Origin of the sequence: Paenibacillus tuaregi, assembly GCF_900086655.1 — a bacterium.
GTDB lineage: Bacteria > Bacillota > Bacilli > Paenibacillales > Paenibacillaceae > Fontibacillus > Fontibacillus tuaregi.
Genome location: NZ_LT575476.1, coordinates 4,061,468 through 4,087,891 on the forward strand (window position 1 = coordinate 4,061,468; position 26,424 = coordinate 4,087,891).

General features: G+C 48.1%; 21 protein-coding genes. 9 read left to right on the plus strand and 12 right to left on the minus strand.

What is annotated here, in order from left to right; all coding sequences use genetic code 11:
- Positions 1–27: 27 nt before the first annotated feature.
- Entirely contained in the window at positions 28–1,689 is a 1,662-nt protein-coding gene (locus BN6628_RS18185) for a helix-turn-helix domain-containing protein (protein ID WP_068619791.1), read from the minus strand.
- Positions 1,690–1,888: 199 nt separating this feature from the next.
- Between BN6628_RS18185 and BN6628_RS18190 the strand changes: the two genes are divergently transcribed.
- Positions 1,889–2,287 carry a VOC family protein gene (locus tag BN6628_RS18190; RefSeq protein WP_068619792.1) on the plus strand — a complete coding sequence of 133 codons (399 nt, stop codon included), beginning with the start codon at positions 1,889–1,891 and terminating at the stop codon, positions 2,285–2,287.
- Between the two features lie 74 nt (positions 2,288–2,361).
- Positions 2,362–2,856: a DinB family protein gene (locus BN6628_RS18195; RefSeq protein WP_068619793.1), complete on the plus strand. Its 495-nt coding sequence runs from the start codon at positions 2,362–2,364 to the stop codon at positions 2,854–2,856.
- A gap of 396 nt (positions 2,857–3,252) precedes the next feature.
- Here the strand turns inward: BN6628_RS18195 and BN6628_RS18200 are convergent, their stop codons facing one another.
- Positions 3,253–4,467 carry a MalY/PatB family protein gene (locus BN6628_RS18200; RefSeq protein ID WP_068619794.1) on the minus strand — a complete coding sequence of 405 codons (1,215 nt, stop codon included), beginning with the start codon at positions 4,465–4,467 and terminating at the stop codon, positions 3,253–3,255.
- A 235-nt stretch (positions 4,468–4,702) separates the two neighbouring features.
- Between BN6628_RS18200 and BN6628_RS18205 the strand changes: the two genes are divergently transcribed.
- The 3 genes from BN6628_RS18205 to BN6628_RS18215 all read left to right on the plus strand — a co-directional run bounded on the left by BN6628_RS18205 (position 4,703) and on the right by BN6628_RS18215 (position 6,395).
- On the plus strand, positions 4,703–5,413 hold the full coding sequence (locus tag BN6628_RS18205; protein WP_068619795.1) for a helix-turn-helix domain-containing protein: 711 nt from the start codon (positions 4,703–4,705) through the stop codon (positions 5,411–5,413).
- Between the two features lie 94 nt (positions 5,414–5,507).
- Complete coding sequence (locus BN6628_RS18210; protein WP_068619796.1) at positions 5,508–5,759, plus strand: NAD-binding protein; 252 nt, start codon at positions 5,508–5,510, stop codon at positions 5,757–5,759.
- A gap of 78 nt (positions 5,760–5,837) precedes the next feature.
- Complete coding sequence (locus tag BN6628_RS18215) at positions 5,838–6,395, plus strand: GNAT family N-acetyltransferase (protein WP_068619797.1); 558 nt, start codon at positions 5,838–5,840, stop codon at positions 6,393–6,395.
- A 61-nt stretch (positions 6,396–6,456) separates the two neighbouring features.
- Here BN6628_RS18215 and BN6628_RS18220 read toward each other — a convergent pair whose 3' ends face one another.
- A complete protein-coding gene (locus BN6628_RS18220) occupies positions 6,457–7,479 on the minus strand; it encodes an SGNH/GDSL hydrolase family protein (protein WP_235847665.1) in 1,023 nt (340 codons plus the stop codon).
- Between the two features lie 260 nt (positions 7,480–7,739).
- Between BN6628_RS18220 and BN6628_RS18225 the strand changes: the two genes are divergently transcribed.
- Together BN6628_RS18225 and BN6628_RS18230 are read left to right on the plus strand one after the other, a co-directional pair.
- Positions 7,740–8,801 (plus strand): GntR family transcriptional regulator, encoded by a 1,062-nt coding sequence (locus tag BN6628_RS18225; protein WP_068619798.1) that lies wholly within the window; start codon positions 7,740–7,742, stop codon positions 8,799–8,801.
- A 40-nt stretch (positions 8,802–8,841) separates the two neighbouring features.
- Positions 8,842–9,849, plus strand: a complete 1,008-nt coding sequence (locus BN6628_RS18230) for an SGNH/GDSL hydrolase family protein (protein ID WP_068619799.1) — start codon at positions 8,842–8,844, stop codon at positions 9,847–9,849.
- A 149-nt stretch (positions 9,850–9,998) separates the two neighbouring features.
- Here BN6628_RS18230 and BN6628_RS18235 read toward each other — a convergent pair whose 3' ends face one another.
- Positions 9,999–10,358 carry a winged helix-turn-helix transcriptional regulator gene (locus BN6628_RS18235; RefSeq protein ID WP_068619800.1) on the minus strand — a complete coding sequence of 120 codons (360 nt, stop codon included), beginning with the start codon at positions 10,356–10,358 and terminating at the stop codon, positions 9,999–10,001.
- A gap of 133 nt (positions 10,359–10,491) precedes the next feature.
- Here BN6628_RS18235 and BN6628_RS18240 point away from each other — a divergent pair, with 133 nt between their 5' ends.
- Positions 10,492–11,124 (plus strand): FMN-dependent NADH-azoreductase, encoded by a 633-nt coding sequence (locus BN6628_RS18240; RefSeq protein WP_068619801.1) that lies wholly within the window; start codon positions 10,492–10,494, stop codon positions 11,122–11,124.
- A gap of 195 nt (positions 11,125–11,319) precedes the next feature.
- Here the strand turns inward: BN6628_RS18240 and BN6628_RS18245 are convergent, their stop codons facing one another.
- The 3 genes from BN6628_RS18245 to BN6628_RS18255 all read right to left on the minus strand — a co-directional run bounded on the left by BN6628_RS18245 (position 11,320) and on the right by BN6628_RS18255 (position 14,800).
- Positions 11,320–12,858, minus strand: coding sequence for an extracellular solute-binding protein (locus tag BN6628_RS18245; RefSeq protein WP_068619802.1), 1,539 nt, complete (start codon positions 12,856–12,858; stop codon positions 11,320–11,322).
- A gap of 73 nt (positions 12,859–12,931) precedes the next feature.
- Positions 12,932–13,843, minus strand: coding sequence for a carbohydrate ABC transporter permease (locus BN6628_RS18250; RefSeq protein ID WP_068619803.1), 912 nt, complete (start codon positions 13,841–13,843; stop codon positions 12,932–12,934).
- 45 nt (positions 13,844–13,888) lie between these two features.
- Positions 13,889–14,800 carry an ABC transporter permease gene (locus tag BN6628_RS18255; protein WP_082926968.1) on the minus strand — a complete coding sequence of 304 codons (912 nt, stop codon included), beginning with the start codon at positions 14,798–14,800 and terminating at the stop codon, positions 13,889–13,891.
- A 298-nt stretch (positions 14,801–15,098) separates the two neighbouring features.
- Between BN6628_RS18255 and BN6628_RS18260 the strand changes: the two genes are divergently transcribed.
- Positions 15,099–17,354 carry an AraC family transcriptional regulator gene (locus BN6628_RS18260; protein ID WP_235847666.1) on the plus strand — a complete coding sequence of 752 codons (2,256 nt, stop codon included), beginning with the start codon at positions 15,099–15,101 and terminating at the stop codon, positions 17,352–17,354.
- A gap of 161 nt (positions 17,355–17,515) precedes the next feature.
- Here BN6628_RS18260 and BN6628_RS18265 read toward each other — a convergent pair whose 3' ends face one another.
- From BN6628_RS18265 to BN6628_RS18285, 5 genes are all read right to left on the minus strand, one after another.
- A complete protein-coding gene (locus BN6628_RS18265) occupies positions 17,516–19,141 on the minus strand; it encodes a hypothetical protein (protein WP_068619805.1) in 1,626 nt (541 codons plus the stop codon).
- Positions 19,142–19,438: 297 nt separating this feature from the next.
- Positions 19,439–22,486 carry an alpha-mannosidase gene (locus BN6628_RS18270; protein WP_068619806.1) on the minus strand — a complete coding sequence of 1,016 codons (3,048 nt, stop codon included), beginning with the start codon at positions 22,484–22,486 and terminating at the stop codon, positions 19,439–19,441.
- Positions 22,487–22,583: 97 nt separating this feature from the next.
- Positions 22,584–24,206, minus strand: a complete 1,623-nt coding sequence (locus BN6628_RS18275; RefSeq protein WP_068619807.1) for an ABC transporter substrate-binding protein — start codon at positions 24,204–24,206, stop codon at positions 22,584–22,586.
- A gap of 97 nt (positions 24,207–24,303) precedes the next feature.
- Positions 24,304–25,200 (minus strand): carbohydrate ABC transporter permease, encoded by an 897-nt coding sequence (locus BN6628_RS18280; protein ID WP_068622432.1) that lies wholly within the window; start codon positions 25,198–25,200, stop codon positions 24,304–24,306.
- Positions 25,201–25,211: 11 nt separating this feature from the next.
- Positions 25,212–26,126 carry an ABC transporter permease gene (locus tag BN6628_RS18285; RefSeq protein ID WP_068619808.1) on the minus strand — a complete coding sequence of 305 codons (915 nt, stop codon included), beginning with the start codon at positions 26,124–26,126 and terminating at the stop codon, positions 25,212–25,214.
- Positions 26,127–26,424: the final 298 nt, after the last annotated feature.

Here is a 26,424-nt window from a genome sequence, read left to right on the forward strand (position 1 = left end):
GCCTTTTTGTTTGGAAAAGAGCTTGGACTATTGATTGCCTGTCCATAAAACAACCGCCCGCTCAAGCTGCAGCCGAATCGAAACCGGGTTATAAGGGATCCATTCATCCATAACCAGATGATGGACACCGCCTCCCTGAACGGCACGATGGTTCTTCCACCCAGGTGAAGCAAACACTCTCTCGGAATGTGCCGTGGAACCTAATTCATCCGGAAATACGATGACCAGTATCCGGTCTGCCTCATAGTCTTCCAACTCGGACATCTGGATGCCTATCGAATGGAATTGCTCCCCGTGCTTGTCTATTTCCTGGGCAATTCTGACCGGCGGCCGTAGTCCCAGAGACCGGTACATGACATAACCTGCATTCCGTGCTCCATATACCCTTATCTCTTCTGGCTTGATAATCAGAAGCATAATAACTTCATCAGCAACTTTGCTTTGCTGAACCAGTATACGGGCGCTTTCTTCCTCTTGTTCAAAGTCAGCCAGCCATTGCTCAGCTTGATCACTTCTCTGAATGTAATGAGCAAGGAGACGAAATTGCTCCTTCCATCCGATTTCCATCCACGGAATATGGACTATGGGTGCTGATAACCGCAGGCGCTCAGGGCTTAGCCCCAGATGTCTCATATGCAGGTCTGCGGCAAAAACCACTTCGATCCCGTTGACATCCAGTACCGAATTTATCTGTTCAACCGTACAGCCCGTATTAACATAAACAGCTGTCTGCAACGACTTGAGACCCGCTGATTGGACATATTCGCTGGTTTCAGAAATGATGACGGCTGGCTCCAAGCCAAGCAGCATCAAGTGAGCAGCATAAGGAGCAAGCAACACAGCCACCCGCTGGAGGAACTTCCCGTTATAACCGGAAGGCGTCTCTCCCGTCTGCTTTTTGAAACGGCGGCTGAGATAAAATTCATCCTTGTACCCTACCGTTTGTGCGATCTCCCTAAGCGTGCTGTGCCCGTCAAGCAGCAGTTCCTTAGCCCGGTGAACACGCAGACGAGACAAGTACTCTGTGGGTGAGTAGCCAGTTAGCTGCTTGAACAGAATGGAGTAGTGCGAACTGCTCACCCCGGCGATATGGGCTAGCTGCTCCCGCGTGATCTTTTCATGAAAGTTATGTTCCAAATATGTAATACTGCGCTCCATGGAGGACTGCTCATCTGCAACAGGCTTGACATCCATCCTCTCCAGCAGGATAAGGAGAAGCTGATGAAACAAAATCTGATTCTGTACATGACGAACTTCCCCTTCAGGCATACGATACCTGTAAAGCTTCTCTGCAAGGGCCGTAATCTCAGATTCATAAGAGAAAAAATGGATTTGAGCATTCGAACTGATTCCGCTTTTTTGGGTCAATACCTCTTCAGGAAAGGATCTGATCTGTTCTAGGGTATGGATGGTCAGCTTATAGGCATGAAGGGGATTCAGATGATTGGCAGCAGCCAGCTCTGCTTCCTCATGTGCAGGAAGAAGAACAGCACTCCCTTTCATAAGCTCGTACCTCTCATCCCGGCAGGTAAGAACTGCGCTGCCACCAGCAACCGCAATCAACACCGCCGCATTCTCCTTAATCCGGTAAGCTGGTTGATTCGTGGTGCTGTAGAGCGATTCGATGCTCTCCAGCGTATATAATGGAAAATGGGACACTGTCCATTCCGATACAGGGTTGGTATTCATTATAACTCCTCCGTATTCATCAAGGTCGCGCCTCGCGAGACGTTTATATTCTCGCATCTCCTATGCCCCCTGTCCACGGTGTATCCATTTTAGGGAAGTTTCTTAATGTACTGTGTCATCTCACAGATTCGTTCTCTGGAGTGGCAGTATATTACATCAATGGATAATATGCTAAACTCAAATTGGAGGTGATAACATAATGAAAGTAAAACTGGAAGGACTTACACTGCTAGCTGACGATGTTGCGCGGTTGGCCCGATTTTACCAGGAAGTCTTGGGATTTACTATTGTTATAGAGGAGGAGCATTACGTAGAATTCGACAATTCAGGAGTGAGATTGGCCATTTGCTCTAAATCATTAATGGCGGACAACACCAACGGCTATGCTTCTTTTAAGGAAAGCCGGAAAGGTCAGGCCGTCGAGCTGAATTTCGAATGTGACTCGCCAGATCAAGTATACGCCTTATACGATAAATTCGTTTCGAAGGGAGCCGTTGATGTCACAGCTCCACAGATCAAGTCTTGGGGGCATACGACTGGCTTCTTCGGTGATCCCGAGGGAAATGTTCATTCTATTTTTGCAGTAAATCCTACATAATTTGCAGACAGGACCAAACTTTCCACCGTGCCGGAACTTGTAGTATGCTTGACCTTAAGAAGGGAGAGGATTTTATGGTTAAACAACTGATCATCGGCGACGCAGCGAATGAACTGAGCACTACGCGCCGCATTCTGGAACGCTTGCCCGAGGAGCATATGTCGTGGAAGCCGCATGAGAAATCCATGACGCTCGGTGGGCTGGCTACACATCTGGTCAACCTGCTCAATTGGCAAATCGCAATTTTTGAGTACCCGGAGCTTGATTTATCAACCATTCCGCAGCGGCGGGAGGCTTTGGAAAGACGGGCTGACATTCTGGAAGAATTCGACGCGAACGTTGGCAAGTTTGAAAAGCTGCTCGCTGAATGCGATGAAACAGCACTCGGTGAGGAATGGACTCTGCGCCACGGCAGCCATATCATCCTCCGCGCACCGCGGGCACTCGCGCTCCGCACTTTCGGATTAAGCCACATGGTCCACCACCGGGCACAGCTAGGGGTATACTTGCGGCTTCTCGATATTCCGGTGCCCGGTATGTACGGTCCATCGGCCGACGAGCAGGCCTAATAACGGAGTTTCTTGACAATTCTCAAAATCTGCTTTTCTGCTGTTCCCCATACTGGACATCATATCTAAAACCTATTTGGAGATTAATTGGACTTTTCTAGAGATCAACTCTATTTTCGCCACACAAAGGCCTTGCTGGTCATTTGTGTGGTTTCTTTACGTTCAAGTCCTTTCCCCTACTGTTATCAATTGGAATGCCGCATGTGGGTTCAGGGATTGTTAACAGTAACCTTCGGTCTAAACGCTCGAATTCAGCCACTTTAGGTATCCAGAAGACTGCCTTGGAATAATAAAAAGCAGCCGCTCAGGTTTGAGCTGTCTGGTACAGTTCATCTATGAACGGCTGCTGACTGTATTCATTGAGGTTCGTTTTGCACCTTGTCCCCAGGCTATTTTCTATATCGAATGACTGGCCCGGTAACTGTTCAAGAATGCAGCAATACGCTGCAGCCCCTTTTTCAGAATAGCTCTCGGGCATGCCAGATTTAGACGGATGTATCCATGGCCATGATCAACAAACATGCTCCCCCCCTCCAGAAGCACACCTGCTTGGGCAGCGAAAAGGCCTGTTAGGTCTTCTTCTCCCGAAATATATTTACTAATATTGACCCACGCCAGGTAAGTGGCTTCGGGGATTTTAAATTCAGCTTCAGGAAGGTATTTACTTAAAAACTCATCCGTAAACTTGAAGTTATCATCAAGATACTGTAATAACTCTTTATGCCACTGCTGCCCATGTTCATAGGCTGCTTGAGTGGCCGCAATACTCAATGGATTTTTGAAGGAATAGTGCCGGCAAAGCCATAATTCCCGGAGCATCTTATTAGGAATGATGACATTGGAAAACATCAGACCCGCCATGTTAAACGTTTTGCTAGGAGCCATACAGGTAACAATTCGATCCGATTGCGGAAACAATTTGGCAAATGGCGTATGAGAAAGACCACTTCGAAGCAAATCACAATGTATTTCGTCCGAAATGATCCATACATTATTCCTTAGACAAATTTCGCCAACTTCCCGCAGTTCCTCTTCTTTCCAAAGTCGGCCAGTTGGATTGTGCGGGTTACAGAAGATGCATAAGGTGACCTTCGGATCATTTGCTTTGGCTTCAAGATCGGCATAGTTTATCGTATAATGCCCCTGTTCATTATTTAGTTCCGAACAAACCAGCTCCAGATTATTGAATTCCACAGCGGATTGGAAAAAGGCATACGAAGGCGTTAGAATCAACACTTTTTCATCCGGCTTGCAGATATATTCACATAACTCATAGAGTGCAGGGATAATGCCTGGGGAGGTTACCAGCTGCTCCTTGGGGAACGTCCAATCGTACATACGTGTTGTCCAATTCGATAGGGCCGCATAATAATTAGGATCAAATACTTGACTATAGCCGAAGATGCGATGATTAAGCCGCTTGTGTATCGCCTCAATAATTTCGGGGGGAGTCGCAAAATCCATATCCGCAATCCACATGCGTACAAATTCGTCATCCTTGTAAGGAAAATTCAAGTTCTCTCTCCCTTTAAACAAGTATTCCCGAAATCCGTCTGTATTCATAGAGTTCGTATTTCTACGATCAATAATTTCGTCAAAATTATACTTCATAACGATGACTCCCTCTTTCCACGTGCGATTTAAGCGTTCTGTTTTTGTATTATTTCATATCTAAAGTAACCCACTCAAAACAGCAATAATTTCGCCAGACGAAACATTCAGTTGTTTTTGTTTCGCAATAATAAATTTTTAATATGATCTGTGATATACTTATCAAAAACAGAATTCAATTCACCTGTTATCACAACTTTGTCTATTCATAAGAAACAACCGAAGGAGAGATCACGTGACACCTACATTCAGCCGGGAAGTGGGTAAGAAAATCAGAAGCATCCGCAAATATAAGGGGATATCCATAGAGGAGCTGGGGAGGATCATTTACAAAAGCAAAGCCACAGTTTCCAAATATGAAACCGGAGATATCGCCATGGATATCGATACGCTCTATGCCATAGCGGCTGCTTTAAATGTACAGGTGGAGCAGCTATTGTGCGCTGAACCCAAAAAACCGTCTCCATTAATCGAGAACATGCCTAACACCTTTTTCAAAAATTCTAACCGCTTTTACTCCTACTTCTACGACGGCCGAATAAACAAACTCATCAGATGCGTGGTTGATATCTTTCCTCAAACCAGCGGAGCCGGTTATAAAACCATGTTATATATGAACGTTCGCGATTTCGACCAATATTGGCAATGCGAAAATTCGTATTCAGGCCATACCGAGCATTATGACACGCTAACAACTCTGATTTTAACGAACCAAGCTACACCTTTGGAGAAATTGACGATCAACATTCTGGCCTCTTTTCTTGAATCGGAACAAAAATGGGGATTGATGTCTGGAGTCTCTTTTCGCCCCTTTATGCCGATCGCCCTTAAAATGCTGTTTTCTAGATACCCGTTAACCGAAAATCAGGAACTCATCAATGAACTCAAAATATCCCGAGACGACATACGTAGAATGAAAATGTATAACATGTTAGCCATAACTTGAGTAATTCAAAATAAAAAAATGACCCTCCTGCGGGTCATTTTTTTCAAAGTGGCCATCATATGGGTCGAAATTAGACTCATCTATAGGGTGGCAGATGTTTGCCAGATTTGGAACGAAAGTTACGATACTTGAGGGCTGCGAACAAGTATTGCCCGGGTTCGAAGGGGAGCTTGCTGCACCTGTAGTTCGCCAACTGAAAGAGGATGGAATAACAATCATTACAGGAGCAAACGTCACAGGGGCAGACCAGCATACAAACGGCATTGACCTCCACTATTTGCACCAGAATGAGAGCTGTGTTGCGCAAGCTGAATATGCGCTAGCAGTTGTCGGAATGGCTTATTGATTTTTTTCAGAGCAGAACGGTTTAAGAACCACCAAAACGGTTTGGGAATCATTTAACCGAGAAAAGAGAGGTTACCTTATGGAAAATTCAAGCGGTGTATATGCGGTTAGCGATCGCCTTGTTATTCGGCAATTTGCTTTGCATGATGTGCAGTCATTTTATCAATACCGGGCTAATCCGGCTGTCTCCCGATTTCAATCTTGGGAGAATTATACGTATGAAGATGCTGAAGCGTTTGTTAGAAAGCAGATGGCGCATAGCCCTGACCAACCCGGAACGTGGTTTCAATACGCCATTGCTTTGGTTGATTCCAATCAGTTAATCGGAGATTGCGCCATTCATACACTTGGAGCCGAACCTCGAATAGTGGAGCTCGGATTTACTCTTGCACCGGAATATCAAGGAACAGGATATATGCACGAAGCCCTTTGCTCCCTGCTTGACTATGTTTTTGGAACGCTGGACAAACATAAAATGATCGCTTTTACCGATGTGCGAAATAAAAAATCCATTCAAGTTCTGGAGCGTTTAGGAATGAGGCGTGAAGGCCATTTGCTCCAAAATTATATGTCCAAAGGTATTTGGGTTGATGAGTATCAATATGCCATTCTCCAATCAGAGTGGTTCACCAAGTGACAAAATTACGAGCTTGAAAAAATTGTTCAAAAGTAAGGCCGAATTTATAACTGGCAAGAAGTCAGAACACGCATTCCGTAGCGATCGACGGACGCTTAAGCAATTCCCAGCCGGTCTTGGCGGATATAAAAGAAGCAAGCTCCCAGCCCATTCGGTAATGCGTCTGATATCCGGGGTGGTATCGTCCGCCCCATCCTTCCACCTCTGGATGAATCAATCCTAAATCAACCACAAATACCTTCCCGTTTCCACCTTGATTGAAATAGGACACCACCTTATTCACACTGGCGAGATAGTTGTTATTCATCGTTCCGACACAACAAAAGACATAAGGATCGTTATACTTCCCCAGGATATCCTGAATGAATTTTATATAAGCGGCAATATACTCCTCATCATCGATTGGCGTGGAATAATCGTTCTGACCCAGATTAATGACGATCCCATCCGGGATATACCGGGAAAAGTCCCACGGCGCCGTACCCTTGCCAAGCGTCCCGGAAAAGTGTTCGGACAATCCCTGTCTGTTCCCTATCGCATCCTGCCAGACGCCAATCCCGCAAATGGCCATCGTATGATATTCCGCGTTCAACATTCTGGCGCTGATTCCAACATAAGACATGTACCCATCATCCAGATGCGGAGCTTCAGCGAGCTCATGCGGATGGCCGATCCCGGCTCCATCCGTGATAGAATCGCCAAAGTATTCAAGCCTGACGGGCTTTGCGGTTGGAGGGGCAAGGAAGCTTCCGCCGTCAGGCAGAGAAAATTGATGAAACACAATACTGCCGGTCAGAATCCCTGTACGCTTGTGAATCTCCAAAGTATGTTCACCATCCGGCAGCCCCTGCTCAATGATGTATTCATGAACTCCCTTCTTCAGATTGATCCAATTACAGGCGACGCCGTCCACTACAATTTCAACGTAATCCTGGCCACTGGAATCCTCGGCCGTCATCGAGATGGCCGTACCCCGGAAGGCAACAAAAACAGCGCTGTTTACCCAACCACATTTCGGATTCTCCTTCTCGGCGAGATCAAATCTCCCCATCAGCCTGGTACATGTGGGAAAGCTAAACTCCAAAGCAGTTCCTCCTCTCAACTTCTGTAAATAGAATTCTTGCATTACACTAAAAATAAAGTATACTTTAATATATAAATAATATATATTAATACTATCACTACATATATATTTGGTCAACAAAACCCTGAGTTTTCTGTTATTCTATTACATAGTAGAATAGTTATCGGGTAACATTCTTGAATCATCCACAAAATTAAAGTATACTTTAATTAACTATTTATAATGCCAGATACTGATTCAGGAGAAAGAGGAGAGTTTTTGTGAACGAGCCGAAGTACGAGACGGTAAAGCAAGCACTGCTGCAGCAGATCCACGCCGGCGGTCTTCGACCCGCCGATAAATTGCCGAGCGAAGAGGATCTGATGAAACAATTCCAAGTAAGCGGGATAACGATTCGAAAAGCGATGACAGAACTGGCCAACGAGGGTGTGATCACGAGAATCAAAAGAAAGGGCTCTTTTGTCAACGGAGCTATAGCCCTAGACCATTCAAGCCGTTTGATCGCATTCATTTTATCGGCAGAGGACAATTACGATGTCTCTTATCTGAAGATCATCAAGGGCGCGCAACAAGCCGCAGCCGAATTTGGTTACTCCTTGATTGTGGAATGGAGCAGCGAAAATTTGGCCGTTGAACGTGCCTCTATTCAGAAAATGCTGGACCGGAAGGTCGACGGCTTCCTGATTTATCCATTCGATCCGATCCAAAGCAGGGATAACTTCCTGCTCATCGAACAAAACAACATCCCCTACCTATTGGTAGACCGCTACAATGTGGATCATCCGAGCTATTTTTCCGGCTGCAACAACTATGATGGGGCAATCCTGGCCACCCGGGAGCTGATCCGCCTGAAGCACACCAAAATAAAATTCGCAAGCTACCATTTCTTCCTTCATTCTGAGCAGGAGCGGTTCGCAGGCTATTGCAGCGCTATGCGTCAGGCAGGACTCCCGGTAACCGACGATCATTTGTTGACCCACATGGATTATGATGCATTGGCTGACAGCGTAATAAAGCGGGATGTCACCGCTTTGTTCTGCTCCAACGACAAGCTCGCCATTGAAATGATCGAGCAGCTGACCAGCCGGGACATTCAAGTCCCACAGGATGTTTCCGTCATCGGATTTGACGATTGGGATCATGCCGGCAATCTATCGATCGGATTATCCACCGTTCGGCAAGATTTCGAAGAAATCGGCAGAAACGCCGCGAATTTACTGAACCAGGTTATTCAGGGCAGTACCCATCGTGGCAGCACAAAAATATTGTCTGGGGTTTCATTGGTGCTCCGGGACTCTACATGTGAGAACCCTTACGCATAACTTCTTGAACTCAAATCGATCCACGAGAGGAAGGTGTTTTATGAAATTCGACTTTTTAAACTCAAGTCTGAGACACGGGCTCTTCCGTCAAGAGCAGGATGGAATCTCCTGCTTTCTTCCCGGCAGTGCGATAACCGTGCGCTTTCAAGGCCGGGAAATTACCGCCGAAATTGAGGACGTCAATGGCGAGGGGAAAAGCTGGGTTAACGTCTATATCGACGATCTCCCGGTACGGGTGATGAGAATCGATCCGGATAACCGGCTGTACCAGCTTGCGGACGACCTGGAGGATGCGCCTCATACTTTAACGCTGCAGAAGCGTACGGAGGCGGCATTCGGCAGCATCAAATTTACCGACTTAACAGCGGAAGGCGGAACTTTTCTAAATCCGCCATCTCCTCTGCCTCACCGGCTGCTCATCATTGGCGATTCGATTACGTGCGGCTTCGGCAACGAGGCACAGATTCCATGCGACTGTGATGCCTCACGGGAAAATATCGCGCTTGCTTACAGCTCGCTGACCGGTGAGCTGCTGAACGCCGAAACTTTAATTGTAGGCGCGTCCGGCACTGGCTGTTATCAGAATTTCGGCGGTTCCAAGGAAGGCCGTATGTCAGATTATTTTATGGAAACCCTCTGTCCTTATCTCGATCAAGAAGCCATGGACCCGTTTCATCCTGAAATAATTGTCATTAATCTGGGGACCAATGACTGGTCCGCGCCCATCCAGCCTTCAGATTACCTTGAACAATACCGCAAATTGGCTGGCTTCATTCGCCACCGATATCCGTCCGCCCCACTGTTCTGCGCAATCGGTCCGATGACGCTTGATCCCGCTCCCCATTTGAAGGCTCTCGTCCAGCGACTCAACGAAGAAGGCGACGACAACATTCATTTCGTGGAATTCCCGCTCATCAGGCGGCCGGAAGACGGTATGGGTGGCTGCGGACATCCCTCCATCAAGAAGCATCGGCAAATGGCCGAACAATTGGCCGGGACGATCCGTCAGATTTGTTTCAATCCAACCTCATCTACTGGCAGCCATTAGAGCATAACCAACCCGCAAAAAGGTATCCACGGTTTTAGAAGAGAATTCCGCAGAGCCCACCTCGTCGGCATGGTGAACGAGGTGGTGCGTGGTGAATCGCATCGGCGGTTCTCGATGCAGAAAAAAACGGACTAGCGTAATGTCAAACGCTAGTCCGTTTCTTTCTGTTCACTACTGGCCATTTGGAGCTGCTTTCGCTTAACATGGGCCACTCCCCATTGATGTAAGGATTCCAGAATCGGAGACAGGCTCTTGCCGTATTCCGTGATAGAGTATTCTACTTTCGGCGGGATTTGCGGATAGATGACTCGGCTAACAATCCCTTCCTCTTCCAATTCGCGCAGATGAAGCGTAAGCATCCTTTGAGTGATATCGGGCAGCAATCTTCTTAGCTCATTGAACCGCAAAGGTTCACCTTGAAGCAAATGATAAAGGATAATCGGCTTCCATTTACCGACGATTGAATCCAGTGCCACAACAAATTGACATTGGGCAGGGTTCTTTTCCATACGCTTTCCTCCATTACAGTACCTTTTTTAATACTATACCACATTTATGTGCGTACTTCTCAAACGAAATATATATTATATGATTAACCCATAAAGTAAATTTAATATAACTACAGAAGGGAAGTTTCCATTCATGGCAACCGTATTGTATATCACCGCACATCCCCTGGATTCCCAATCCTCTTACAGTCTCGCGGTAGGGGAAGAATTTATTGAAGCTTATCGCCAAGCCAATCCAACCGATGAAGTGGTTCATTTGGATCTGTATCAAGAGGATATTCCGCAGATTGATGCCGATGTTCTACGTGGTTGGGGGAAGATTCGGTCTGGTTCTTCTTTCGATCAGCTGTCTGATGCCGAAAAATCAAAAATAGCCCGTCATGAAGAAATTCTTGAGCAATTTGTGGCTGCTGACAAGTACGTGTATGTTTCTCCTATGTGGAATTTCTCGATTCCACCGGTTATGAAAGCATATACGGATGCGACTTCAGTTCCGGGCAAAACTTTCAAATATACCGAAAATGGTCCAGTAGGGCTGTTGCCCGGCAAGAAAGCCTTACACATTCAAGCTAGCGGTTCCGTTTATTCGGAAGGTCCTCTTGCTTCGATTGAAATGGGCTACAGCTATCTGAATAAGATCCTGAGTTTCTACGGGATTCAATCGATTGAGGGGATTTTTGTTGAAGGAACGGCCTCCTCGGAGCAAGCTCCGGCTATTAAAGAAAAAGCAATCGCCCATGCGAAGGAAGTTGCCCAGCGATTCTAATAAAGGAAAGGGATCCCCAACACCCCATTATCCACTAGAAAATAATAATTCAAGAAATCCAAAACCAACAGCAATGGGGGTGGGCGTTTGTTCTCGGAGCCTTCCGAACACAAACCCAGCTCCTAAACAAAATCAGGGGCCGTCTTCTAGGACGGCCCCCTTTGTGCGGGTTGTTATTCAGATGAGCAGTAATTTCTATTTTGCCAGGAAGGCATCAACCTGTTTCTGCAGCTCAGTATGGATTTTCCCCAGCACCGCTTCGCCTTCTGTTTTGAACTGGGCGAAGTATTGGTCCGGGTCAAGCGCACCGTTGAATAATCCGCTATAATATTTGGCCTGAATGGTCGCGAACTGGGCCACTTCATTCTTCACTGGCGTTGGATCGAAAGTGAAGCCGGTGAGGATGTCCTTGGTAAAGTTATCGGCCTTCGTAATGAATTGACTGTACTTCTGAGTCTCTTCGTCCGTACCGGCCCATTCCCGCTCTAATGTAGGATTCAACATGAGCTGGAACGAGACGATACCACCATCGTTATTCAGCGTTTCATACTGATGCTCGCCAGTCGGTTTCCAGTTAACACCTTCGATGCCGTGCTCCAACAAATCATAATTCTCCTGCCGGTTCGCCCAATCGAGGAACATCATCGCACGGTCTTTATGCTTGCTCGTCTTGACAATACAGATGAAGTTATCCATTTTGAAATTGGACAGGTTCTTTCCAGGAGTCAGATCAAACAGACGAACGGCTTCCAGCTTGCCGTCAGGCACAACCTGCTTCAGTTGGTCGTTGAACGATTGGGGAATGCCAAAAGCCATTTGGGGCGTAGCCGCTACTTTATTCTGAAGCTGCATTTCCGCCGGACTGCTCTTATTCGTTAAGACGTCCTGCGACATGACTTTGTCCACAAACAGCTTGCGGACATCCTGTATGCCTGACCAGATCTTAGGTTCCTTGGTTTCAAAGAAGTTGTAGACCTTTCCATCGTTGCCCTTGTAATACAGCATCAAGCTGGCTCCAGCAAAGTTCGTCGGACGAATGTTGACGCTAGTATCGTCCCGGATCAGCCAGTTGACCCAGCTGTAGGTAACGTCATCTGCGCCTGCAAGGAGAGGCGTAATACCGGACTTACTATCACGAACGGCGTAGAGATAAGCTTTCAAATCTTCATACGTTTTGACGGGCGGCAGGTTCAACTGCTCCCTCAGGTCCTTTCGGATGAACACCGATCTCTGCTGGGTATAGGCGCTTCCCAAGGGAACGCCGTAGATGCTGCCGTTAATTTTGTTCGCGTCCCACATTTGCTGCGGCCTCGTCTTTTTCACATTGGGGCCGTATTGGTCCAGAAGTCCGCTTAGTTCTTCGTAATAGCCCTGGGAAGCCATCGTGTCCAAATGCAGCCACGGGGCGTCGAACATCAAATCCACACTCTCTCCCGACGCCAGCATGACATTGGTCTTTTGATTTAGATCAGCAAAGTCAACAAATGTAAATTTAACCTGCGTATTAATCTCGGCTTTTAATCTCTTGTTGACCTCTGCCAGCACCTCATCATAGTTAGCCCCCTTCGCCCCCGGAATGACAACCTCCAAGGTGACCGGCTCAAGGGATGAAGCCCCGGTTCCTCCGGAATCGCCCGGCGCGGATTTATCCCCGCCGGCGCCAGCGCATCCGGATAAAGCTACGGCTAATCCGAGCAGTACCAGCATCAAGAACTTGCGTTTTGATTTGGCCATATCGATTACTCCCTTCCAATCATCATCTTTTATTGCGAGCTCAAAAAATCAGGCTTTCAGGAATTCCTTATACTCAGCCTTTCACTGAGCCGAGAGTCAAACCTTTGACAAAATATTTCTGAACCATCGGATAGACCAGTATAATTGGACCGATCGTCAGGCATACCGTTGCCAGCTTGACCCCTTCTGCTGGCGGCAGCGTCAACACATTGCCGTGATTGAGCGACGTAAGCTGCATCTGTGACATGAGCTGCCGAAGAAGCAGCTGGAGCGGGTACATATCGCTGTTATCGATGAACAGAAGCGACAGCCACCAATCGTTCCAATATTGCAGTGCGTAGAACAAGCTGATCGTTGCAATAACCGGCGTCGAGATCGGACGGATAATTTTGAAGAAGATCGTCCACTCCCCGGCGCCGTCAATGTATGCCGATTCGTTCAACTCATAAGGCAGCGAGCGATAGAACGAAACTAAGATAAACGCAAAGAACGGATTCATGACGTAAGGCAGCACAAGCGCCCACAGCGTATCCTTCAAATGCAGCCACTGAACGACCAGAAGATAGAAGCCGACGAGTCCCGAGCCGAAGACCATCGGCACATAGGTCATAAACGAGAGGAAACCGCCGTATCGGTTCTTCGGATGAGCCAGCACGTAAGCAAACAACGCGGTAACAACAAGGCCGATAACGGTTCCGATGGCCGTTACCACAATGGTGATGCCATAGCTGGCAAACATTTGCTTGCCTTGAAGGAGGAACCGATATGACTCCAGCGTAAAATCATCCGGCCATATGGAATATCCGTTCACCGCCAAGCTTCGGCTGCTTGAGAACGAATTGATGACCATCAGCCAGAAAGGAAACAAACAAACCAGCGCAAATAGAATCAAAAACAGTCCGAACAACCACACCACCATTTTATCGGAGAAACCGCTTGTTCGCCGGACCCCTGCGGGCGGAATCAGAGCAACCGGACGATTCATAAGGAATTCACCTCCCTTTGTATATTGTGAAATTCGAACAGCCTCTTAAAATAATCTGGAGTCCTTATCAATTTTTCGAACTAACGCATTAAACGAAACGACCGCGATAAGCCCCATGATAGACTGGTAGAACACGATAGCCGAGGACATGCTGAAATTGCCAAGCTGCCTTAAAGCCCGATATGAATACGTATCGATGACATCGGTCGTCGGGAATAGAACTCCGTTGTCCCCGATAATTCCATAGATCATGCCGAAGTCTCCATAGAAGATCCGTCCGACTCCCAAGAGGACAAGAATGATAATCTGCGGCTTCAGCAAGGGCAGCGTTATGTATTTCATCTGCTGCAGCCGTGTGGCCCCGTCCAGGCGGGCGCTCTCGTAATATTCGGAAGAGAAACCGGCAATGGCAGCGAGCAGAATAATCGAGTAATAACCGGCGCTCTTCCAGATTCGCGTTAAGGTTAGAATAATCGGCCATACCCATGGGGTCTGGTACCAATCAACGGCTTGAAGTCCGCTCATGCTGAGCACGCGGTTAATCATGCCGTCTGTATTGTTGAACAGAACGAATGTCATATACCCTACAACAACCCAGGAAATGAAATAAGGAAGGAAAACGACGGATTGGATTGTACGTTTAAACCATTTCAAGCGAATCTCATTCAAGAAGAGCGCAATAAGAAGCGCAAAGACCATCTCGAAAATAATGAACAGCGCATTTAAATAAACCGTATTGACTGTCACTTGTATCCAATCCTGATTGGAGAAAAAGAAGCGAAAGTTGTCCAGCCCCACCCAATCACTGCCCCATATGCCTTTGCTGATCTGAAAGTCCTTAAACGCCAGCAAATGTCCGGACAGAGGAATATAGGAGAAGACAACGAGAAAGATGATTCCCGGTATCGCCATCGAATACAAGCCCCGGTTCTTTGCAAGATCCCTAAGCATTCTCAATTTATAGTATCCCTCCATTCTATCTGGTCTGTCCGATGTGGCCATACCTGACAGTGTTCATTATGTACGGATAGATTAGCTTTGGAATAGTCCTCATTGTGTCACAAGGAGTACTAAAGCGCGTAATCCGGCTTCCGGAACCATCTTAATTTGTACTTTGTCAAAATGAGGACTTCACACGAAAGTCAGGATATGATTATGTAGAAGAGTGTCCCAGTCCGTTTTTTCTATCGAGACAAGCTTAAGGTACACTCATAAACAGTCAGTCCATCAATGAGGCACGGGGTGCAGGTATTATATGAAGAATATGAAGATCAAACCTTTTCTGCAGAAGACCTATTTTCGTACCTTTCTATTACTAACCACCGTTCTGATCTGTTCCATGATTCCCTTCGTCTACTTTCTGTCTGCCGAATTCGCGAAATACACCATGTTGGAGGTGCGCAGCAATTCGCAGAACGAAGTCAACAACCTGGCTTCGAAGGCCGAAATGATTCTCGGTAAATTGAAAGCATACGGGCTCAGCATGTACACCGATCAGAATATCCAGAACTGGTTCTTCAGTACAAGCAAAGATCCGCTCATTGACCATGCTGCGCTCGTTGCCCAATCCAACTTCATGTCAACCGAGTCGCTCATCCAGCGATCCTATCTCATTAATTTAAAACACAATCTTGTCGTCGATTCCAAGGTCGGCATCGTTAGTTTTAAAGCCTTTGCTGATCAGAGCATGCTGGAGCAGGTGAAATCAATCCACCGCCATTATTTGCGCTTCTTTAATCATTCGCCGGATGGCTCGGACTGCCTTGCCCTTATTCTGCCTGCAGCTCCGGAGAAGCCGTCCGACTTCTATCTCGTGCTCCTGATCGATAAACCTCAACTGTCCAAGCTTCTATTCGGCCAATCGGTCTCCTCGGAGCAGGACATCCGGATACTCGACAGTCAAGGGACAGTCCAATTAGGCGCGTTCAATCCTGAGTTGAACGAACAGCTTTATCAAGCAGGACGCGAGCAGCAAACGAGCGACTTCCAGGTTCGGCTCCCGCATCAGACATGGTTCGTTAGTACAGCCAAGCTGACCACCGAAAACTGGTCGGTATATTACTCAACCGAGTATCATATTTTGACCCGCCATATCTCCTTATACCAGCAAAAATTGATAGCGTATACATTAATGCTATTAGGAATCGTTTCCGTGTTATTCTTCTGGAGTTCCCGCCGCACTTTACGTTCCATCACCTTCTTGTCAGAGAAACTGAAGAAGGTGGCTGTCGTAAACTCCACGTCCGATGGCAAGCCGGATATCCAATGGATCAATGACGGCATCGATATGCTGCTGAACAATGTGGAGCAGCTTCATGCCTCCATGAGAAACCAGTCGGAGCTCGTTCGAACGGAATTTCTGGCCCAGTGGATGCTCCACGGAACGCCGGGTACCCAAAGCTACGAATATATTCAGACCCGGACCAAGCTAACTTCCTGCAAAGTCCTGTTTTTGGCGGTTCTGCGGATCGAAGCTTATAAGGTCTTTTGCGAACGTTATGATTTCCCTTCCCGGAAATTGATTAAGTACGCCATACGAAATATTAGCGAAGAAGTGATTGGTGCCGGTTCTTATGCGGCGGAAGGCCTCGATATGGGCGGTGACCATCTCATCCTGGTCATTGGCGGCCATGAATCGGGCCAACTTCAACTACAGCATCTTCTTGAGGAAGCGCACAATCAGGTGGCGCGCATTCTACGCGTCGATACAACCGTCGCAATCAGCAATGCCTATGACTTCGGCGCTAATTTCCGAAGTGTATATGATCATATTTACGAGTTGACGATGCTGCGATTCCTTGACGGGGAAAAGCAAATTTATCTGGAGAGCGATTACGAAGAGTTTATGGCAGGGTATCCTTCCGCATCCGAGGCACTTGAGACGGCCGAGATTATCAAGGCGATCCGCCGCGGCCGCCCGGAGACCGCCGTCGTTCTCCTGCGCCAGCAGATGAAACACATTCAGGAGCTTCCTTATCGCGATTGCAGGCTTAACTTGACCTATTTCACCTACGATCTGCTCAAAAACCTTAACAAATCCAGCGCCCTGCATGAGATCAGCAGCATTCATCAACTGCTGGAGCGATACAGCACGCTGTCCGAGTTCCAAGATTGGCTGGAGGGCATCGTCACAACGCTCGCGTCCGAGACCGAGGTTCCGAAATCTTTGAACCGCAAGGAAGAGATCGTCCTGGAAATCAAAGAATATGTGGACAGCCACTTGCAGGATACGCAATTATCGATCGAGCAGGTAGCCGACAATTTCTCCTTCTCCGTGAGCTATATCCGGCAGTTATTTAAGGAGATCATGAACGTGTCATTGTCCGAGTACATCCTCCAGGAACGAATCGAGAGAGTGAAAGAAAAGCTGGTATCCAGCCAGCTCTCCGTGCTGGAGATCGCGGATCAATGCGGCTTCACATCCAAAGGGCATTTCTTCTCTGCTTTTAAAAAGTTCACGAAACTTACTCCGAAGCAGTATCGGGAAATTCACGGAGACTCCCCAACATAAATAGATATTGCTCCTCCCTGCTTTCCGGCTATCATAGAGAACCGGCAAGCAATGATGTTATTTCCCAGGGCAAACCGCAGCCAAAAAGGACCTTTCCGATGAAGCCCCGAGAGCTTCTGGAAAGGTCCTTTTTCGGTTATTTCAATGTTGGGTTGGGCGTTCTATTGACCAGCTGTTCCCTGAACCGGCTTAAGCCCCAGCTTCGGATTCGCCAAGTCGAGTTTGTACATGACTTGATTGTAATTATACCGCGGTGTCGGGACCTGATTCGTGAATGTATTCGTATAAGTCCCCTCGAAATAGATAATCCGGCCGCCATCTTTGCTGAAGTTTTTGTGCTGGGCCACGTTATAAAAAGTATAATTATTATGCGTCACGATCTTTTTGGCATTCGTCCAAGGACCTTGAGGCGCCGGAGCTTCCGCATACCAAATTTCCCCGAGCACCGATGTCTTGCCCTGCATCTGCTGCCCGATCATCACGTAACGCTGCCGGTATTCATTCCATTCAATGGAGCTTGAGGCGATTTCCACCGCTTCGCCGGTATCAGCATCTTTCAACTGATAATAATGCGGGTCATTCGCCTGGATCAGACCTAACTGGATCAGTTCCTTTTCTTGATTCTGGGTAAGCGGCGGAGTGTTCTTTTTCCAGCCCCATACGAGCTTGCCATCTGCGCCACGTTCCAGAGACGTTTGAGCCCCGTTGTATGCTGTTCCCGGAGTCAAGCAAGTAAATGATTCGTATTGCGTATAGTCGATGATGGCGTTATAGCTGGCGGAAACGCGCAAATTCGGCACCCGGTGCTCGGTAAAAAGCCAGTAGCCTGCCCCGTTCTCCTCATAATACGTGGCCTGGCCGCCTGGGTGGCGCCAATCGTCTTTCGATGGAAACTGTACGACCTGTTCGAACTCCTTCGTATTGTCATTAAAGGCGAGAATGCCAAAAGCGCTGAGATCGGGATTATGTGTACTGTAGCCAGCGAGCAGACGCTCCTTTCCGGTGCTGTCCTTGGCAGTCATCAAACCGAACACCCAGGCTATTCCCGCACCGTCGGGCAGCTGGGGCACCAAGCTTTTGACGAAGCCGTCCGCGTTCTTGAAATAGTTCAGATTGACGCCGACATCCGGGTCCAATCCGCCATTTTGCGGCCTCTTAGAAGTTGCTCCTGTTACGCGGAAATTCCCCAGCGGATAAGCAGGTCTGTCGGTATCGCCCCAAAACCAGTACAGTTTATTGTTGTACTCTATCGTCTGCACGGAATCCTGTCCCATAACCAGACCGTTGATCAGCGGCTCCTGAATCGGTGCACCTAGGCCAAGCAGCATGCTGTCGCGATATATGCCCTGTCCTGTAATCCGGTACAGCCTTTCAGCGATGTTGACCCGGTTCATCTTGATTGTAATCGTGCCCCCAGGTGTGGTCTGTACGGCCTGCCCGCGATTGCCGAACATGTCGGCAGGGAAGTCGTAACCGTGGCTCGACAGATGGAAGAAGACCGACTGATCCATCAAACCAGGCTCATCGAAGGCCACGACACCGGCACTATCCGTGTAATACAGAACGTTGTTCGTCGTTTTTAGTTCAACAAGAGGAATTCCCCGGCCCGTCTCGGCATCCACGACCTTGATCGTGAACGGCTTATGAACCACCTTCTTCGCGATGCTCACATCTTGTCCAGCGCTGCTCTCCGCCTCCTGCGCCGCCATCGCGGCACCGGGTGCCGTTATGGCCATCACCATGATGCAAGCCCATATTCCTGCACCTTTCCACCGTTTCATTTTCATTTACTTACCTCCCGACCCTTGTCGTTTTGATAAAATGAAATCGTTGCGCCGTCGAACGTTCTCTATTCAAACCACCGATGATGCACTCTCCCCTACAAACCACCTCCTTGTCTATGAATCTGCCTAAGAAAACCGCCTCATACCGCTCCATGAATAAGCGGTTGACGTCAGGAGCCGACCTCCATGCGTGACCAGTCAGAGCCGATCGTCCCCAGCAGGGCGCGAGCAATCAACAATGCCCCGTCAAGTTCGGATGCACCCGGTCAGAAGCCACCAGGCGCTGCCCTTCTTCCAGCTTCATCCCCTATTCCTCCCATTCAATTGGAGCCTGATCGTCTTCACCTCGAACGGGCGGAACTGAAGCCGTACATCTTCGCCCACGTGTGGCAATTCGGCAACGTTCTCCTCCAGCATATTGGCTTCATAAACGGCCTTAACGGACAGCCCGAAGTGAAGCACGGACGCTACGGAGGCTCCCTTGCTCTCGTACAGCCGCACAATAAGGTCGCCCGATCCGTCTTCGGCAAGCTTAATCGTCTCCGCAATCACATTGGCTTGATCAATGCGCAGCAGCGAGTACGCCTCGCGGTTTCCTCCGGACACAAGGCTGACAGGATAATTCAGCTCGTAAGCTTCCCGCACGACAGGACTGTCAAGGAACGCGCCGTTCCAGAACGTAAATCCGTAAGTAAAATGGTGCACCCCTTGATCAGACGTCTCATCCGGCCATGTCGGAGCCCGCAGCAGCGTCAGACTCATCGTGTTGTCGCCCACGGAAATCCCGTACTTGCAGTCGTTAAGCAGTGCGAAGCCGCGGTTCGTCTCCGCAAGCGCCGACCATTTATGCTGAACCACCTCGTAACGATCCGCATCATGCGGACGCGAAGCATGGTTCGGTCTCTTGACGTAACCAAACTGAATTTCCTGCAGCGACTCGTTCGTATGAACGCGAACAGGGAAATCGACCTTGAGCAGCTTGTTCTTCTCGCGCCAATGAATCGTCGTAAGAAATTCCACCCGGCGGCTGCCAGCACGCAGCCGGATATCCTGCACCATGGTCGATTGGTTCAGTTTGCGCTCAATCCGAATGCTCGCGAAGAGCGGGCCGTTCGCAGTAACGGATACCGTGGCCCTTGCATTCAGCTCGACAGGTGCCATACGGTAGCGCCGATCAATCTCCCAAGCATCAAAGTCCGAATTCTGATCCCGGTACATCCGCATGACGTTGCAGTGATCCGCTGCCCATTCCGTTCCGGTCTCCTTGTCAAAAATACTCGTTAACTCTCCCTGTTCGTTAATTCCAAGCGAAATCCATTCGTTCTCCAGATGCGATTCCGTTGCCCAGACTGCAGACACAGCAGAAGCCTCTGCACCTTCCCCTTCAGCCTTGTACGTCGACCAGCCCATAGAAGGAACCTCCACCTCGGCAAACACAACGCCTTCGTGCAATTGCACCGGCATACCTGCTCCGCTCCCGTCCGATAGGCCATGGACATCAGCAGGCAGCGCGACCAGTTCCTTTCTCGGCCAGGACAGCGAGTTAAAGACGGTAACCCGGGAAGCATCGTCGTCCGTGAGCGCGTCCCTTGTATCTGAAGCCAGGTCGTATACGTTCTCATTCAATGCCTTCAGCTCAAGCTGCGCCTCTTCATGCACGCGGTGGATGGAGGAGCCCGGCAGAATATCATGGAATTGGTGCAGCAGCAGAGTCTTCCATAACCGGTCCAGATCCTCATAAGGATATGCCCGATGATTCAGAAGCTGTGCCGCTGCTCCCCATAGCTCTGCCTCGCGGAAGCCGATTTCCGCCTTCCGGTTCAGCTTTTTGATGATCGCTTGCGTTGTATAAGTCCCGCGGTGAGCGGGATAATAGAGCTCTCCCACATATTTGGCATCTGGAATGCCTTGTTCGATCTGATTCTCGAAAAATTCGATCGGCGAGCCATGCTTCGTCTTGGGGACACCTTCCAAATTGCCAAGCCTGCGCATAAATTCGAGATCATCCCGGTTGGAGCCACCGCCTCCGTCACCGTGTCCGAACTGCGTAAGCCGTGTAGAAATTCCTTCAAGCTGGACGCGGTCATTCCACTGATGGATTAAGAACGACGGATTAATCCGAATCGGATAGTAGTCGCCGTAGTTGAGCAGATGTGTCAAGATTTGCGAACCGTCGATCCCTTCCCATAGGAACGTATTATGCGGGAACGGATCTGCTATATTGTCGTAAGTACCAAATAATTTTGTAGACGCGAAATACTTGATCCCGCATCCCTTCATGATTTGCGGCAGGTTCCCGGAATAGCCGAAAACGTCAGGCAGCCACAGCATCTCATTGTCCACGCCGAATTCATCCTTGAAGAACCGCTTGCCATGCAGCGCCTGGCGGATCAGACTCTCACCACTGGGCAGATTTGTATCAGGCTCTACCCACATGGAGCCTTCGGGAACGATTCTGCCTTCCTTCACCGCCTGTTTGATTCGCTCATACAGCTCCGGATATAATGTCTTGACCAGCTGGAACAAATACGGCTGGCTCTGGGTGTACGTGTATTCCGGATATTCGTCCATGAGCGCCAGCTGATTGGACATCGTCCGGGCAATCTTCCGCTTCGTCTCCGCGATCGGCCACAGCCAGGCGACATCCAGGTGGGATTGTCCCATAAGGTACAGGGTAGGCACCGTTGAACCGTTCACGCAGGAGAGGAGCGGCTCCATGATCTTACGACACATCTTTGCGTTCTCTCCCAGCAATTCCTGACGCAAGGTCAGGTCGATCGTCGCGAACACCTGAGTCAGACAACGATCAATCTCCGCAACCCGGAGGGACTTGGCATCAAGATGATTGCGAAGATCGTACAAACATTCCAAATCGATAAAAAATTGATAGACTTCCTCTTCAAAAATGCAGAGCTGCGACTCTCCGAATGTCGGCTGAGAATTATTATGACCGGCGTACGCTTCCGCGACAATTTCAAATAACTCGCCGGCTTTCGCCGAACGGGTTAAGGTTACGTAATGATGGTTAAGGTCCTTTGCACCGCTTACGATACCGTTTATGTATACGGTCGCTTCGGATCCAAAATCAAGCATGGCCACAAGCCGTTTGCCTTCAGCTTCTTCGGGTACAACGATGACCGAGCGGAACCAGCCGTATCCCCAGTTCTCCCCCCACCGCTGGCCCGGAGCAATGCTCTCGAACGGCTGCCCATTCATTTCATGGATGAACAATTGCTTCATGGTCGTAAAACCGGAAAAATCTATTGAAGAGACCTTTGTAATCATGAATTGATTTCTTTTATTTAGCAGCTTTTCAACATGGAATAAAATCTCTTTTTTTTCACTCAAGGTTTCTCACATCCTATGGTTTCGTTATCTTTAATCCTATCGCCTTGTGACATACCGTCCCTCCGCAATGGCAGGCAGCAGAGGGACGATTTTTCTATTAGTTTCCTAAAGCTCTTTGTGCAGCGTCATTATAGATTTTCAGCGCTTCATCAATGTTGCCCATCTTTTGGATCTTATCCATAAAGGCCTGCCAATTATCAAAGCTGATCTTGCCTGCAACGAATTTGGCCTGTTCTTCCGTAACAAACGTCTTGATCGGGTTCATAATCTCCGAGACCCGCTGGCTTTCACTGCCGGTGAGTTGAATCGACGGCTCATTCAACCAGGAAGGAACATAGTCGTTCTCCGGCATCGGCAGACTCGTCAGAAATTGCGCCTTCTCAATCGGCACCTCTTCATATTTGCCGTTAAATACCGTATAGTCTGTCGCGGCAAAATCCACAAACGCTCTTGCATCACTCACCATCTGCAAGCCAGGGTTGTAGTTCCGGCTTGCCCGCATGCCGTACTTATCACCCTCCAGCCATGGATCCTTGGCCTTTTTCAGCGAGTCGACAAAGGTCGGAACTCCATCCTTCCCGATCGTATAGGTAGTGTCCTTAATCCCCCAGGTAATGAGCCTGATCATTTCATCCGAATATTGATAATCGATGAATTTGATCAATTCTTTAGGGTTTTTAACCTTTGAGCTTATGCCGTAGGCTCCCCAGCCCAAGTCAGGGGTATTGCCGTTGACAACCTCCTGCCAGGCCTTTCCGTACTTCGGATTATCGGGATACAGGGAAACCGCAAATATCTTTCCGTCGTTGGCTGTTCTCGTATACTCGGCTGGCGTTGTAAACCACTGCGTCAGCCACATGAAGTTGTCGCCGTTCAGCGCTTTTCTTTTCAGCGTATCATCTGTATCAATGGTGTACTCTGGATCTAACAGCTTCTCCGCATACAGCTTATTCGCGAATTGAAGCGCATCTTTATATCCTTCATCCAGAACCCCGTATACGTATTTCTCGCCATCCCAGAAAATTTCGTCGCGGATGTGGTTCGCGGAGAACAGCGATCTCAAGCTGTTCCATTTTGTCGCAACGGGATATTTGTCAGGATAGAGCTTTTTAAGTTTTTTGGCAGCCTCATAAAATTCGTCAAGGGTTTCCGGAATTTTGATGTTATTAGTCTTGAACACGTCATAACGGTAAGCGGACGTATTCTGGATGAGCATTCCGCGATCCTTGGGGAATCTCGGTGTGGAGGTTTCTTTAAAGGTGTACATTTTACCGTCGGCATTCGTTACCCTTTTCATCCCGTTCTTTACCTTGCTAATGTAATTCATATAGTTCGGCATTAAATCTTTATATTGGCTTAACTCAAGAAGCTGGCCCTGTTCGGCCATTTCGCTCGTATCATAGAATAAAGGCGTCACGAAGAAGTCCGTCAGATCATCGCTTGCAATCATAAGCTTGACCTTCTCGTCATACTCAGAAGACGGAATGTAGTTGTATTTAATCTCTACCTTCTTGCCCATATAGGCTTCCATGCGTTTGTGCCATTCCTTGCCTACCAGACTGTTCGGATTGTCCACGCCGTTCGAAGGCAGCGTCACCGAGAAGCGTACCACTTCCGAATCGTCCCCATTGGCGGCAGGGTTTTTGGAATCATTCGAACATCCGGAAAAAACCATTAGTACGGCCAACCCAAGGAACAGTATTTTTGCCAGTTTGTTCATTCAACTTCCCCCTAATTCGCACGATAAACCGCTTTCAAATCTGCAATCCACTTGCAATGAACCGTCTGCGCACTCTCCTCCCTGCACCACCGCCCTCTCAGCCTTTGATAGAGCCGACAAATATCCCTTTGGTGAAATGCTTTTGGAAGATCGGATAAATACACATGATCGGAAACATAGTTATAATGATGACGCTCATTCGTACCGCCTTCGGATCAAGCGTGTCTCCTGGCGCATTGACGGCGACCGCGCCGCCTCCAATCCGTCCTTGAATCGCAGTTGTATCCAAGGTGAACAGGTAGTTTCTTAACACCATCTGCAAGGGATACTTATCCTGATCCCGCAGATAAATCAAAGCTTCGAACCAACTGTTCCAGCTTCCGACCAGACCGAATAGAGCAAAGGTTGCAAAAAGCGCCTTGGACAACGGCAGGATGATCCTGAATAAAACCACCAAATCATTCGCCCCATCAATATAAGCAGAGTCCTTCAATTCAGAAGGAATATTCAGAAAGAAGGTCCGAAACAAAAACACATTGTAGGCGCTGACCGCACCAGGGAGAATCATGACCCAGACCGTATCAAGCAGGTGCAGACTGCGCATAAGCAGATAGGTCGGAATTAAGCCGCCGCCGAAAAACATCGTGATCATGAGAAAGATCGTAAGAAATTTCTTGCCCGCAAATCCCGGGATCGTCAGCGGATAGGCCATCAGCGCCGTAAACAGCAGCATAATACCGGTGGAGCCTGCTGCATAAATGATCGAGTTCAGGTACCCTTTAAAGATGTACGGATCATTAAATACCGTAGTATATGCCTCCAGATTAAGTCCCTTAGGCCAAATCGTTACGCTCCCGGAGGAGATGTAACGCGTGCTGCTTAGCGATGTCGCGATAATGTTCAGGATCGGATATAACACGACAATCAGGATGAATAACATGATAAGAAGATTTATAACATCGAAGGTTCTGGAACCCAAGCTAGCCTTTTTCAACATCCCACCACCTAGAACAAACTCGTCTCTGATACTTTACGGCTTAACCAATTGGTCAAGTAGAGGATCGTAAAGGAAATAACCGACATGAATAATCCGATCGCTGTCGTATACTCGTACTGTGCGCCTAATATACCTTGACGGTAAACATAGGAACCGATGACATCTGCTACCTCGTAAGTCTCAGGCGAATAGAGCAGAATGATCTTCTGGAAATCGTTCCCGAGGATTCCACCGACGGCGAATATCAGCAAAATAATGGTGGTCGGCTTGAGCGACGGCCATGTGATGTGCAGAACCTTCTTCCATCGGCCTGCACCGTCTACCTCGGCCACGTCATACAGTGTAGGATCAATTCCGCTTAATGCAGCAAGGTAGATGATCGTGCCGAATCCGACGCCCTGCCATATGCCCGAAGAGATGAAGATGGTCCGGAAATAGTCGGGCTCGAGTAGGAACATGATCGGGTCCCCGCCGAGAAAGCCAAGAATATGGTTAAACAAACCGTCTCTCGCTGTAAATTCCTTAAGCAGCCCGGCAACAATAACAACCGAAATAAAATGCGGGAAATAAGAAACTGTCTGCACAAGCTTCTTGAATCGCTTGTTTTTCAGTTCATTAAATAACAGAGCCAATATAATCGGGGCTGGAAATGACCAAAATAAAGTATACAAACCTAGAAGCAAAGTATTCTTTAAAACCCTGAACGCCATCGGATCGTTAAAGAAAGAAGTGAAGTACTTGAACCCCACCCACTCGCTTCCCCATATCCCTTTAGAAGCGTTGAAGTCTTTGAAGGCGATTAATATTCCGTACATCGGAAAATAGTGAAAGATTAACAGCGTCAGAAAGCCGGGAAGCACCATAAGGTAAAGATAGCGGTGCTTGATGATCCTGGCCGCCAGCCTGCTATTGGTTGTTTTCAAAGAAACACCTCCTTGCTGTTGCCCTGTTGTGATTGGGAATGTGTTGTATAAAGCTGGCACTACGGAAAGCGGATGCAAGAGCCCCGCCATGGAGTTTGTTTCATGTGTAAGCGCATTCAATTTCACCTCCAGGCTGTATCCCAACGTTCATCGAAAACACTTATCGCCTCCGGCTGCCGTCCCCTACAGCTATAAGCATCGTGATGTTTCACAAGTTGTTATGCTAGGTAAAAAATAACACATACTATTTAACCCGTCAATACATAATAATCAAATAAAAATTAACCAATTCCAGTAT